This is a genomic window from Janthinobacterium saanense (genome assembly GCF_014200675.1).
Classification (GTDB): Bacteria; Pseudomonadota; Gammaproteobacteria; order Burkholderiales; family Burkholderiaceae_D; genus Janthinobacterium.
Genome location: NZ_JACHCI010000015.1, coordinates 154,257 through 166,813, shown reverse-complemented (window position 1 = coordinate 166,813; position 12,557 = coordinate 154,257). Strand labels below are relative to the sequence as shown.

General features: G+C 56.4%; 8 protein-coding genes, 3 tRNA genes and 1 pseudogene. 2 read left to right on the top strand and 10 right to left on the bottom strand.

The window, feature by feature from the left end; all coding sequences use genetic code 11:
• Window positions 1–143: 143 nt before the first annotated feature.
• The 8 genes from HDE72_RS19580 to tig form a co-directional block, all read right to left on the bottom strand.
• Window positions 144–2,066 carry a SurA N-terminal domain-containing protein gene (locus HDE72_RS19580; RefSeq protein WP_183744114.1) on the bottom strand — a complete coding sequence of 641 codons (1,923 nt, stop codon included), beginning with the start codon at window positions 2,064–2,066 and terminating at the stop codon, window positions 144–146.
• Window positions 2,067–2,486: 420 nt separating this feature from the next.
• Window positions 2,487–2,563, bottom strand: a tRNA-Asp gene (locus HDE72_RS19575).
• Window positions 2,564–2,580: 17 nt separating this feature from the next.
• A tRNA-Asp gene (locus tag HDE72_RS19570) sits at window positions 2,581–2,657 on the bottom strand.
• Between the two features lie 128 nt (window positions 2,658–2,785).
• Window positions 2,786–3,058, bottom strand: a complete 273-nt coding sequence (locus tag HDE72_RS19565) for an HU family DNA-binding protein (RefSeq protein WP_010398442.1) — start codon at window positions 3,056–3,058, stop codon at window positions 2,786–2,788.
• A gap of 203 nt (window positions 3,059–3,261) precedes the next feature.
• The gene (lon, locus tag HDE72_RS19560) at window positions 3,262–5,673 is read right to left on the bottom strand and encodes an endopeptidase La (protein WP_183678980.1); all 2,412 of its coding nucleotides are present in this window, start codon (window positions 5,671–5,673) and stop codon (window positions 3,262–3,264) included.
• A gap of 284 nt (window positions 5,674–5,957) precedes the next feature.
• Window positions 5,958–7,229, bottom strand: coding sequence for an ATP-dependent Clp protease ATP-binding subunit ClpX (gene clpX / locus HDE72_RS19555; protein WP_183744111.1), 1,272 nt, complete (start codon window positions 7,227–7,229; stop codon window positions 5,958–5,960).
• A gap of 170 nt (window positions 7,230–7,399) precedes the next feature.
• A complete protein-coding gene (clpP, locus tag HDE72_RS19550; RefSeq protein WP_373629889.1) occupies window positions 7,400–8,017 on the bottom strand; it encodes an ATP-dependent Clp endopeptidase proteolytic subunit ClpP in 618 nt (205 codons plus the stop codon).
• Window positions 8,018–8,100: 83 nt separating this feature from the next.
• Entirely contained in the window at window positions 8,101–9,441 is a 1,341-nt protein-coding gene (gene tig / locus HDE72_RS19545) for a trigger factor (RefSeq protein WP_183744108.1), read from the bottom strand.
• A gap of 631 nt (window positions 9,442–10,072) precedes the next feature.
• Here tig and HDE72_RS19540 point away from each other — a divergent pair.
• Together HDE72_RS19540 and HDE72_RS19535 are read left to right on the top strand one after the other, a co-directional pair.
• Window positions 10,073–10,273, top strand: a complete 201-nt coding sequence (locus tag HDE72_RS19540; RefSeq protein WP_183744105.1) for a hypothetical protein — start codon at window positions 10,073–10,075, stop codon at window positions 10,271–10,273.
• Window positions 10,274–10,336: 63 nt separating this feature from the next.
• Entirely contained in the window at window positions 10,337–11,863 is a 1,527-nt protein-coding gene (locus HDE72_RS19535; RefSeq protein ID WP_183744101.1) for an aKG-HExxH-type peptide beta-hydroxylase, read from the top strand.
• Between the two features lie 51 nt (window positions 11,864–11,914).
• Here the strand turns inward: HDE72_RS19535 and HDE72_RS19530 are convergent.
• Both HDE72_RS19530 and HDE72_RS28095 read right to left on the bottom strand, forming a co-directional pair.
• Window positions 11,915–11,997 (bottom strand) — tRNA-Leu (locus HDE72_RS19530).
• A gap of 228 nt (window positions 11,998–12,225) precedes the next feature.
• Window positions 12,226–12,412, bottom strand: a pseudogene (locus tag HDE72_RS28095) (hypothetical protein); the annotation flags it as partial.
• Between the last annotated feature and the right edge of the window lie 145 nt (window positions 12,413–12,557).

Genomic DNA, 12,557 nt, shown 5'->3' with positions numbered 1-12,557 from the left:
CCCCCGTTGGTATCGGCAGCGTTATGCTGCACTAGGTTGGACCATTGGCAGGCAGGACGGTTCGGCAAAGATGAAGATCAGCGCTAATCAACAAAAAAATAGCCGCTCGAAAGCGGCTATTTTTTATTGCTGGAAGCTATTGATTACGGCGCTTCCGGCGCCTGGGCTGGGGCGGTGATCGGTTTCACGATCTTGACCTTGGCCTTGTTTTTCAGGTACTCGACGTAATCAAACATTTCCTGTTGCGACAGGATGTTGCCGATCTGGTCTTTCTCTTGCTGGCGGCTTGCCTGGTCGACTTCAGCTGGCTGCTGCACCTTGCCGATGCGGTAGATGCCGTAGCCCATGGCTGGCAGATCGACACCCACGTAAGCTGGCAGCTTGCTTGTGTCGGCCTTCATCACTTGCGCGATGGCAGCGCGGTTGATGCCGTCCAGCTTGCTGCGCGATACCCATTGGGCGGCGCCAAAACCGGTCGCATCACCCGAGGTTTTCAGGGCGGCCAATTTGGTCTCGCCATCTTTCTTCGCCAGTTTTTCCGCTTCTTCCATGGTCACGCGCTGACGGATCATGGCATCGACTTCGGCCAGCGGGCGCTTGGCCGCTGCCTGGAACTCGACGATACGGCCCGAGACCAGGGTATTGGGCGCAATTTCCACGGCTTCCGTGTTGCGCTTGTCTTTCAGGGAATCGTTCGAGAACAATGCTTTCAGGAATTTTGCATTGTTGTACGGCGCGGCGCCCAGTGCTGGCGATGACGTCATGCCAACGTTGGCAACGGTTTCCACTTTCAGTTTCAGCTTGTCGGCCACTGGCTTCAGGCTGTCCGATTGGGTGTACACCAGGTCGGTGAATTGCTCGGCCAGGTCCGAGAATTTCTTCGCGGCGAACTGCTTGCGCAAATCAGCGGTGATCTGGCCTTTGACTTCATCGAGCGTTTTCACGTGTTCCGGCTTGTCCGATGTCACGGTCAGGATGTGGTAGCCATAGTCCGAAGCAACAACATCGCTGATCTCGCCTTGCTTGAGCTTGATGACTGCGTCCTGCAGTGGTTTCGGCAAACCATCTTTACCGACCACGCCCAGGTCACCGCCCTGTTCAGCCGAAGCCGGATCTTGCGACTTGGCCTTGGCGATAGCAGCAAACTCGGCTGGTGTCTTGCGTACTTCAGCCAGGATGGCCTCAGCCTTGGCCTTGGCGGCTGCCTTGTCGGCGGCGCTGGCGTCTTTCTTCACGGCGATCAGGATATGACTGGCACGACGCTCTTCCGGGCTGGTGTAAGCCTTCTGGTTTTTCGCGTAGTAGCTGGCCACGTCGGCATCGCTGACGTCGACCTGGTCGCTGACGGAAGCAGCATCGAGTACGGCGTATTCGATCTTCGCGTGGGCCGGGATTTCAAACTGCTTGCCATTCTTGTCGTAGAAGGCCTTGACCATCTCGTCCGTGACCTTGACTTGCGACACATACTGGGCGATCGGCAACAGCAGTTCCTGCACTTCACGCTCTTCCGAACGGATGTCCGACAGACGCTTGCTGACGGCGTTCGGCACGAAGGCGCTGCCTTGTACGGCGCCGGCCAGTTGCTGCAGGGCCAGGTCGCTGCGGCGGCGCGCATCGTACATCTGCGGCGTCATGCCTTGGGCGGCCAGCATGGCCTTGTAGCGCTCCAGGTCGAATTTACCGTCGGGCAAAGTCAAGCCTGGGATTTCCAGCACTTCCTTTTGCAGCACGGCGTCGCTGATGACCAGATGGCTGCGGCCAACTTCGGCAGCCACGGCACGCTCGGCGATCAGGTTGTCGAGGATGCTCTTGCGCGCTTCCGGCGTGTCGAACATCTTCTGGTCAAACTGCTCGCCCATCATCTGGCGGTAGCGATCGATCTGCTGGCGTTGCGCTTCTTCATATTGCTGCTGCGTGATGACCTGATCGCCGACCTTGGCGATGGTGTTCGCGCCGTCGCCGAAGCTTTGATAGCCACTGATACCGACCAGTGCAAAAGACGGGACGATGATCAGCATCAGGAGAAACTGCATCAAGCGTCGATGGGTACGAATAAATTCAAACATGGTCAGCCAATTCGGGATGAGTGGATCACTATAAAAAAAGGCGAACATGCGTTCGCCTTGATTTCTTCGGCGGAATGGACGGGACAGATGTCCACTTCCCCTTTAAATTCAACAACTTGGCGCTGGAACTAAAGCAGGAATCTGACGCCCAAGCTATTACCTCCTGATTCTACAATGCCCATAGCGCTATAGCAAGGGTAAATCAGGGTGCGCGCCCTGCCCCGGTGCGCGGCCGAGGCCGCCACAGCGGACCTGAAGACAGCGCCATTGAATACGGACAAACTTAAAGACGATTTAAGAACTTGCCGTTTCTTTATTCAAAACACCAGACAGACTATTTAAAAGGCAAACACGAAAGATAATCGGGGAGATAAAACAAAAAACCCGCCTGACTTTACAGTCTGGCGGGCTTTCATATTCTGGCGGAGCGGACGGGACTCGAACCCGCGACCCCCGACGTGACAGGCCGGTATTCTAACCAACTGAACTACCACTCCTCAAGAGCGTATATTTTTGGCGGAGCGGACGGGACTCGAACCCGCGACCTCCGACGTGACAGGCCGGCATTCTAACCAACTGAACTACCACTCCGTAAAAATACACTTGCTACTGCATTTGTATTCAAGGCCATCAACTGACTGGCAATTAACAACCTTGAATGTGCAGCATCCGAAGATGCCGCCAAATGTTTCCGGTGATTGTCACCTCACCGAAGTCGATTAGTTTACAGCATCCTTCAAAGCTTTACCAGCTTTAAATTTTGGAACTTTAGCAGCTTCGATGGTGATTGCTTCTTTGGTGCGTGGGTTGCGGCCGGTGCGTTCTGCACGTTCGCTTACCGAGAAGGTACCGAAACCAACCAGCGTGACGCTGTCGTTGTTTTTCAAAGTTTCCGTTACGCCGCCGATAACAGCGTCGAGTGCGCGCGCAGCGGCGGCTTTGGAAATGTCAGCTTTTTCAGCAATGTGGTCGATCAATTCAGTCTTGTTCACTAGCATCCCCAATTACAAAGGTATAAAACGTTACCGTATCCTTGCGGCACTTTTGGCACCACAGCTATCCGGCGAAAAAAATGTGCAGCCGTATTAAACAAGCCACACAGTAGATGTGTCAAGCGCTTTGGGGGCGCAATTCACGTTTGAATATAAAACAAGCGCTCTAAAAGCGCTTGTTTTAGGAAAATAACGGTAAAACGTTAATGTTTTACCACCTCACCCGCAGCATCCGGCTTGGCGGCGGCGGCCGTCACAGCCTCCACTGCAGCGACTTCGGCCAGTGGTTCAGGCAAGCGTTCCAGGGCAATTTCGAGCACTTTATCGATCCAGCGCACCGGTACGATCTCGAGTTTGTTCTTGACGTTGTCCGGAATATCGGCCAGGTCTTTCACGTTTTGCTCTGGAATCAGGACCGTCTTGATACCGCCACGATGGGCCGCCAGCAGCTTCTCTTTCAAGCCGCCGATAGGCAACACTTCGCCGCGCAAGGTGATCTCGCCCGTCATTGCCACGTCGGCGCGCACGGGAATACCCGTGAAGACCGACACCATCGCCACCGTCATGGCCGCGCCTGCCGAAGGACCATCCTTCGGTGTCGCGCCTTCCGGCACGTGGATGTGGATATCGCTCTTCTCAAACACGTCCGCCTTGATGCCCAGGCGCTGTGCCCGGCTGCGCACGACGGTGCGTGCCGCTTCGATTGATTCCTTCATCACGTCACCCAGGGTACCGGTGCGGATGACGCCGCCCTTGCCCGGCATCGACACGGCTTCGATGGTCAGCAAGTCGCCACCCACTTCGGTCCATGCCAGGCCAACCACCTGACCTACCTGGTTTTCTTTCTCGGCGACACCGAAATCATAGCGGCGCACACCAAGGAATTTATCCAGGTTTTTCGAGTTGACGATGACTTTCTTGTCCGACTTTTTCAGCAGCAGCATCTTGACCACCTTGCGGCAGATCTTCGACACTTCACGCTCGAGCGAACGCACGCCTGCTTCCCGCGTGTAGTAGCGGATGATGTCGCGCAAGGCTGATTCGGCGACCGAAATTTCCTCTTCCTTCAGACCATTGTTCTTGATCTGTTTCGGCAGCAGATAACGTTGTGCGATGCTGGTTTTTTCGTCTTCCGTATAACCGGACAAACGGATCACTTCCATGCGGTCGAGCAAGGCTGGCGGAATATTGTACGAGTTCGACGTCGCCACGAACATCACGTCCGACAAGTCGAAATCGACTTCGATGTAATGGTCGGAAAAGGTGTGGTTCTGTTCCGGATCGAGCACTTCCAGCAACGCCGACGAAGGATCGCCACGGAAATCGGCGCCCATCTTGTCGACTTCATCGAGCAGGAACAGCGGATTGCGCACGCCGACTTTCGACAGCGATTGCAAGATCTTGCCCGGCATCGAGCCGATGTAGGTACGGCGATGGCCGCGAATCTCGGCTTCGTCACGCACGCCGCCCAGCGCCATGCGCACGAACTTGCGGTTCGTGGCGCGGGCGATCGACTGGCCCAGCGAGGTTTTACCCACGCCTGGAGGACCAACGAAGCACAGGATAGGCGCTTTGAGCTTGTCGACGCGCTGTTGCACCGCGAGGTATTCCAGGATGCGTTCCTTGACCTTGTCGAGGCCGTAGTGGTCGCCTTCGAGCACTTTTTCGGCATTCGACAGATCGTTATTGACCTTGGATTTCTTTTTCCACGGCAAGTTGACCAGGGTGTCGATGTAATTGCGCACCACGGTCGCTTCAGCCGACATCGGCGACATCAGCTTGAGCTTTTTCAACTCGTTGGTGGCTTTGTCGAGCGCTTCCTTCGGCATCTTGGCCGAAGCGACTTTTTTCTCCAGCTCGTCGAGGTCGGCGCCATCTTCGCCCTCGCCCAGTTCTTTCTGGATTGCCTTGACCTGTTCGTTCAGGTAGTACTCGCGCTGCGATTTTTCCATCTGGCGCTTGACGCGGCCACGGATGCGTTTTTCCACTTGCAGGATGTCGAGCTCGCCTTCGAGCTGGCCCAGCAGGTGCTCGAGGCGTTTGGCCACGCTGAAAATTTCCAGGATGACTTGTTTTTGCTCCAGCTTCAGCGGCAAGTGGGCCGCCACCGTGTCGGCCAGGCGGCCGGCATCATCGATGCCCGACAGCGATGCCAGGATCTCGGGCGGGATTTTCTTGTTCAGTTTGACGTACTGGTCAAACTGCTGCACGATCGCGCGGCGCATCGCTTCGACTTCCGACTCGTCGCCCGGCTCGGACTCGAGCGGCGTCAGGTCGGCGATGAAATGCGTGGGCGCATCGCTGATGTGGTTGATACGGGCACGCTGGGCGCCTTCGACCAGCACCTTGACGGTGCCATCGGGCAGCTTCAGCATTTGCAGAATATTGGCGACGCAGCCAATTTCATAGATATCCGAAGGCGATGGTTCGTCCTTCGCGGCTGCTTTTTGAGCGGCAAGCATGATGCTCTTGCCCTGCTCCATCGCAGCTTCAAGCGCCTTGATCGACTTTGGACGGCCAACGAACAGCGGTATCACCATATGCGGGAAAACGACGACATCCCGCAACGGCAATAACGGCAGTTGAGTTTGCTCAGTTAATTTGGAAGTTGTCATGGCGTACCTTATAGAAAGCGTGTTTACGATGTTGGCGCTCGCTGCCAAAACACAAGACCGGCGAGAATAAATAATTCCGTGAAAAAACATCAAGCTCACTATCAAGCTCATTTCACAAGAAACACACCCGCATGACTCTCAGGGTCAGACTATGTAATAAAAAAGCCACACGCAGCGAAATGCGGCGAGTGGCTTTTCGATTGAAGCCTGCACTGATTGATTTAAATTGTACTGCCATGCTTTAAGGAATCAAAACCCTTTTTACGCATTTAGTGCGGCAAAACTCAATTTTCTCCGGAGGCTTTGGCAGTCTCTTGATAAATCAACAAAGGTTTGGCACCGCTGGTGATGGTATTTTCATCGATAACGACTTTCACCACATTTTGTTCGCTAGGCAGTTCGTACATGACGTCCAGCAAAGCGTGTTCCAGGATCGAGCGCAAACCACGCGCACCGGTCTTGCGCGCCAGGGCTTTCTTGGCGATCGCATGCAGCGCAGCAGGACGAATCTCCAGTTCTGCGCCTTCCATGTCCAGCAGCTTCGAATACTGCTTGATCAGCGCATTCTTCGGCTCGACCAGGATCTGGATCAGCGCTTCTTCCGTCAATTCGGCCAAAGTGGCGATGACAGGCAGACGGCCGACCAGTTCCGGGATCAGGCCAAACTTGACCAGATCTTCCGGCTCGGCGTCCAGCAGCAGCTCGCTCGACGAACGCTGCGACTTGCTGCGCACATTGGCCGAGAAACCGATGCCGCTCTTTTCGGAACGGTTGGCGATCACCTTGGACAGGCCATCGAAGGCGCCGCCGCAGATGAACATGATGTTGGTGGTGTCGATCTGCACGAAATCCTGGTTAGGATGCTTGCGGCCGCCTTGCGGTGGCACCGAAGCCATCGTGCCTTCGATCAGTTTCAGCAAGGCTTGCTGCACGCCTTCGCCGGAAACGTCGCGCGTGATCGACGGATTGTCGGACTTGCGCGAAATCTTGTCGATTTCATCGATGTAGACGATGCCGCGCTGAGCTTTTTCCACATCGTAGTTGCAGCTCTGCAGCAACTTCTGAATGATGTTTTCCACGTCCTCACCCACATAACCGGCTTCGGTCAGGGTAGTCGCGTCGGCGATCACGAACGGCACGTTGAGCATGCGCGCCAGGGTCTGCGCCAGCAGGGTCTTGCCCGAGCCGGTAGGACCGACCAGCAAGATGTTGCTCTTCGCCAGTTCGATATCGTCTTTTTTGCCCAGGTGCTTGAGGCGTTTGTAATGGTTGTACACGGCCACCGACAGGATGCGCTTGGCAGTCTGTTGGCCGATCACGTACTGATCCAGCAAGGCGGCAATTTCTTGCGGCGTCGGCAGATCGGACTTGGTGCCACCGGTCACCGTCTCGATGCTAGACGTTTCATCGCGGATGATGTCGTTGCACAGGTCGATGCACTCATCGCAAATGAACACGGACGGGCCGGCGATGAGTTTTTTCACCTCGTGCTGGCTTTTGCCGCAGAACGAGCAATACAGTAATTTTTCGCCGCTAGAGGATTTTTTGTCTGACATAAGGCATTATGGTTGGAACTGCATTAACAATATTGCAAAATCGCTGGCCGGGTTGTGATGGCACAAGCTGTTTGCACAAGCACCATGCTACCCGAAATAAAAGCGAAACGCCCGAACGTTTGAGCGCCCGGGCGTTTACTTACGTACTTAGCAATACCGGTAGGGGCACATCAAGCGCGGCTGGTCAACACTTTGTCGATCAGGCCATACTCGACAGCCTCGTCGGCGGACATGAAACGGTCGCGGTCGGTGTCCTTGGCGATCTGTTCGATCGACTGGCCCGTGCGCTCGGCCATGATGCCGTTCAAGCGGGTGCGCAAGTACAGGATTTCCCTGGCCTGGATTTCGATGTCCGAGGCCATGCCTTGCGAACCACCGGAAGGCTGGTGAATCATGATACGCGAGTTAGGCAGCGAGAAACGCTTGCCCTTGGCGCCAGCGGCCAGCAGGAAAGCGCCCATCGAAGCAGCCATGCCCGTGCACAGGGTCGAGACGTCCGGCTTGATGAACTGCATCGTGTCGTAGATGGCCATGCCGGCCGAAACCGAACCACCTGGCGAGTTGATGTAGAGCGAAATTTCCTTTTCCGGATTTTCGCTTTCCAGGAACAGCAGCTGGGCGACTACCAGGTTGGCCATCTGGTCATTGACCGGGCCGACCATGAAAATCAAGCGTTCCTTGAGCAGGCGCGAGTAAATATCATACGAGCGCTCGCCGCGGCCGCTTTGTTCCACCACCATCGGCACCAGGCCGAGCATCTCTGTGTCCAGCGCTGGATTACGGTTCATACCTGTCATTTCATTTCCTTGTGAAGCAGTTAGCGGACACCGCCCCTGCCTTGCGGCGGGGCAGCGTCCGAAGACCAACTGGTTTACGCTTGTGCGTTGCTTCCCATCAATTCGTCAAAAGCAACTGCTTTCGACGTTACTTTCGACAGGCCCAACACGTAAGTGACGACGTTTTCTTCCAATACAAGGGCTTCGATCTCACCCAGGCGGCGACGGTCGCTGTAGTAGTACTTCAGCACTTCACGTGGATCTTCGTAGCTTTGAGCGAAATCTTCGATTTGCGCTTTGACTTGATCAGCCGTTGCTTGCAGGTTGTTGTCACCCACCAGTTGCGACAGGATCAGGCCCAGGCGTACGCGACGCTCGGCTTTTTCTGCGAACAGTTCAGCTGGGAAAGGCACGTCCTTGACGTTCATGCCGCGCTGCGCCATGTCTTGACGGGTCATTTCGGCCAGACGCTCGGAATCTTGAGCGATCAGGGTTTTTGGCACTTCCAGCTCAGCAACTTTGATCAGCGCGTCCATGACGGCTTCCTTGTTGCGTGCTTTCACGCGGCCAGCAACTTCACGTTGCAGGTTGACTTTGATGTCTTCGCGCATTTTGGCCAGGTCGCCGTCAGCGACGCCCAGGGATTTTGCGAATTCAGCATCGACTTCCGGCAGGTGCGCCCATTCCAGTTTTTGCAGGGTGATGGTGAACGAGGCGGTTTTACCGGCCACGTCCTTGCCATGGTAGTCCTCTGGGAATGCCAATGGGAAAGTCTTAGCTTCGCCCACTTTCAAGCCTACGGTTGCTGCTTCGAATTCTGGCAGCATGCGGCCTTCGCCCAAAACGAAAGCGTAGCCGTCAGCTTTGCCGCCTGGGAATTCAACGCCGTCGATCGAACCGACGAAGTCCACGGTCACGCGGTCGCCGTTGGCGGCAACAGCTTCGCCACCGTCGCCGTGTTCGCCAGCTTCGCCTTTGGTGTGGAAATGCACGCGCTGTTTGCGCAGGATGTCGATGGTCTTGTCGATTTCAGCTTCCGACACTTCCGCTTGCACGGTTTCCAGTTCAACGGTGGTCAGGTCGCCGATAGCAACTTCTGGGTACACTTCGAAAGTAGCGTCGAATGCCAGCTGGCCTTCGGCTGCTTCTTCTTTCGGTACGATGTTAGGGAAACCAGCGACGCGCAGATTGTTTTCGTTGGCGGCGTCATTGAATGCGCGGCCGACTTTGTCATTCAGCACTTCGGATTCGATTTGGTAACCGTATTGTGCTGCGACCATTTTCAACGGCACTTTACCCGGACGGAAGCCAGGTGCCTTAGCCGTGCGGGCTTGCACTTTCAGGCGCTTCTCAACTTCCGTGCGGACATCCGTCAGCGGGAAGGAGATCGTGATACGACGTTCGAGTTTGCCCAGGGTTTCGACTGCAGTTGCCATGTAAAAAATCGTCCAAAAAAATAAACACTGTTGGTGCGAGAAAAGAAGACCCGACCCCTTGCACCATTACTGGCGACAAGACATGGGTCCAGCTTCACTCGCTCGCATATTCATCTGTAACGCATTGAAGACAGGATGTTGGACCTGGTCTACCCGGCCTGGGCTTGCACCCGCCAGGCACCAAACAATCCGCTGACTTCAATACTGCAACAGGGCTCCGAGCGTTCAGCCTTGCTTTCAGGGTAAATCGCAGGGCTGAGCATCATTCGGTAAAGCGTGGCATTATAACAAAGGACTTCAGAAAAGTGGCTGGCTTTGCCGCCCACCACAGACGATGCCAGCGCTCACGCACTGGCCTGTACTGGTCGTCGCAGCTAGTCGCAGCTAGTGACAGACCAGGCTTTTGACGATGGCTTCCCACTTGTTCCGGCATTCTTCATTGCGCCAGAAGCAGGCTTTCCAGCCTGCTTCGTCTAATAGTATATGCGATCTGCCGCCGCGTCCCAAACAAAGAAATGCTGCCACAGCGAAGTTTTCAGCGAAAAAACCTTTGATTTACCTCAAATCAGCCAATTTTTGGGCAAACCTAAGCCAGCATCACCCCCTCCAACCGTATTTAAGGAGGCACATCATGGCAAACATACATAGCGACACACAGTCTGACATCCACTCAAACAATGCCAAAGCCAAGCTGCATATGGTACTGGGACGTTTGCTGGACGGCGTTTCCGACGACGACCTGCAGCAAATCCAGACGGAAGTCGATGAAACGGAAACGCTGGCCGTCAAGGGCGGTGGCCACCATGACCATGACCACCCTACGCTCGAATAGCCATTCCCGGGCCAGGCCATGGGCACTACCGGACCACCACGCGCAGCTGCACCAGCAGCAACATTGCTATACGCCGCGGAAACGGCGCTGGTGCAGCATCGCGCGTTTGGCGATAGCCGGTATATACGCAGCCAGCTGGCTGTAACTTACCGGCGGCGCCTGCGCAAGCTCGCTGCAACCATGCCTGCAGCGCGGCGACTGGCTGATGTGCTCGATGACGATGCGCAAACTTCCCCAGGAGGGGGCGGCTCCACGCGCCAGCATCAGCTGATCGGCGATATCGTGCTGCGCTGCGCCATCCAGCACGCCATGCGGCAAGTCATCAAGGGAGATACCTACGGCTTGCCACTGAGTCTATGCGCAGCGCTGTTCGACGCGGCCAGTGCGCACTGGTCGGCCGATCTGCCTGGCGGGCCGCTGACGGCTGGCATGCCGGCGGCAAGGCGCTTGCATGACAGCGTGGGTACGCAGGTATGGCGCCAGGAAGAAGGCCCAGCCACACTGCATGCACTGCCGCCCTACCCTGCAGCTTTCCTGGCTGTCATCGAACACAATTACGGCGCACCGCTGGCCACGCCCATGCCTGAGGAAATGGCCATGCTGCGGCGCGGCTGGGATTTACTCCATACCCTGCTGCCCCGCCTGGCACACAGCGCCTTTGAGCATGTACAGATACTGGCCCTGTACACGGCGGACGGCGGCTGGCGCGGCAAGGCCTCGAGCTCCCAGTTCCGCGTGAATGGCTGCATCTTCCTAAACCGCAGCCTGATCGACAGCCCCTGGTGGCTGGCCGAACACTTGCTGCACGAAGCGCTGCACCAGAAGCTTTACGATTTTCGCCATGGCCACAGCCTGCTCGTCTCCGGCTACGACCGCGAGGACGCGCCCGCCGTCTGCTCACTGTGGAATGCGCCAGACGACTCGCGCTCCAATTACTGGGATGCCCACCGCACCCTGGCCGCTTTCCATGTGTATGTGCAATTGGCCTTGCTCTGCCTGCTGGCGGAACAGCGCGAAGACGAATTCGCGCCCCACTATGGCCCTATCGCTTCGCGCATGAGCGGCAGCGGGCGCGCCATCGACCGCGCCCGCTACCTGGGTGAACAGTTACATGCTGTGACATGGCCGGAACTGGGCCTGGCCGGACGGCAAATGACGGATTGGCTGGTGGACGTGCTCGATGTACTGGACGTACAACCGCGCCCTGCCGGCGCCAGCCTGCATTTGCTGCTGGACCTGTACCAGCGCCAGAGCCGCAAGCTCGAGCTTTTCCTGGAAAACGGAACCACAATCGATCACAGGGTGCTGGCACAGCAAGCCGGACTGGAAATGCAGGCCACACTGGCGGCCTTGCAGGCAGGTGGCCACGCGCAAGCCCTGGAAAACTTGCAGGCGCAACTCAAGACCAGCAGCGCCAGCGACTGGCCACAAACGCGCCGCATCGTGCTGCAGGCATTGAGCAACATGGAAGGAAAGGCAGAAAATGCAGGGAAAGCAGGAAACGCAGCCAGCGACATCGAAAAAGAGATAGTACGGGAAATGGTGCAGCAATCGAGCCGGCAACTGGCGGCGCTGGGGGCATTGAGCTGAACAGCCCAAAGTTCTTCATACAATTACTGTTTCAGACGATGACCGCCTGAATGGTGCGGATGGGGAGACTCGAACTCCCAAGCCGAAGCACTGGCTTCTAAGACCAGCGTGTCTACCAATTCCACCACATCCGCATATTTCGCCTACTTTTACATCAGCACCGTAAAGTTTTTCGCACAGGCGAACAACTTGACCACACTACTGTAGCACCGCCACCAATTTTAACAACTAGCGAGCGTTCTGGCTACTGCACCTTGCCACCGCATCGAAGTTGGCCGCAAAAGGTAGCCACCAAAGCAAAGGCGGCATTCTACTGGATTTCCCAGAGAAATGCCGCCTTTTTTACTACATAGGCATCAAGTTCAGACTGTCTCGCCGTCCTTGCCCAGCGCCACCGGCTTTTTCACCCTGAACCAGGCCGCATACAAGGCCGGCAGGAACAACAAGGTCAGCGCCGTTGCCAATATCAAACCACCCATGATGGCCACGGCCCACCGTGGCGTCTCCCCAGAAAACCGAGCGCGACAACAGCATCATGGCCAGCGCGGCTCGGCCTGGCGCTATCTACGCCGCACCCTTGCCCAGCGCCACCGGCTTTTTCACCCTGAACCAGGCCGCGTACAAGGCCGGCAGGAACAACAAGGTCAGCGCCGTTGCCAATATCAAACCACCCATGATGGCCACGGCCCACCGT

Excerpts from the sequence above, each read along its gene's own strand:
- lon (WP_183678980.1), bottom strand. The coding sequence starts at position 5,673 with ATGACAACTTCCAAATTAACTGAGCAAACTCAACTGCCGTTATTGCCG.
- HDE72_RS19580 (WP_183744114.1), bottom strand. The coding sequence starts at position 2,066 with ATGTTTGAATTTATTCGTACCCATCGACGCTTGATGCAGTTTCTCCTG.
- HDE72_RS19540 (WP_183744105.1), top strand. The coding sequence starts at position 10,073 with ATGGCAAACATACATAGCGACACACAGTCTGACATCCACTCAAACAAT.
- clpX (WP_183744111.1), bottom strand. The coding sequence starts at position 7,229 with ATGTCAGACAAAAAATCCTCTAGCGGCGAAAAATTACTGTATTGCTCG.
- clpP (WP_373629889.1), bottom strand. The coding sequence starts at position 8,017 with ATGAACCGTAATCCAGCGCTGGACACAGAGATGCTCGGCCTGGTGCCG.
- tig (WP_183744108.1), bottom strand. The coding sequence starts at position 9,441 with ATGGCAACTGCAGTCGAAACCCTGGGCAAACTCGAACGTCGTATCACG.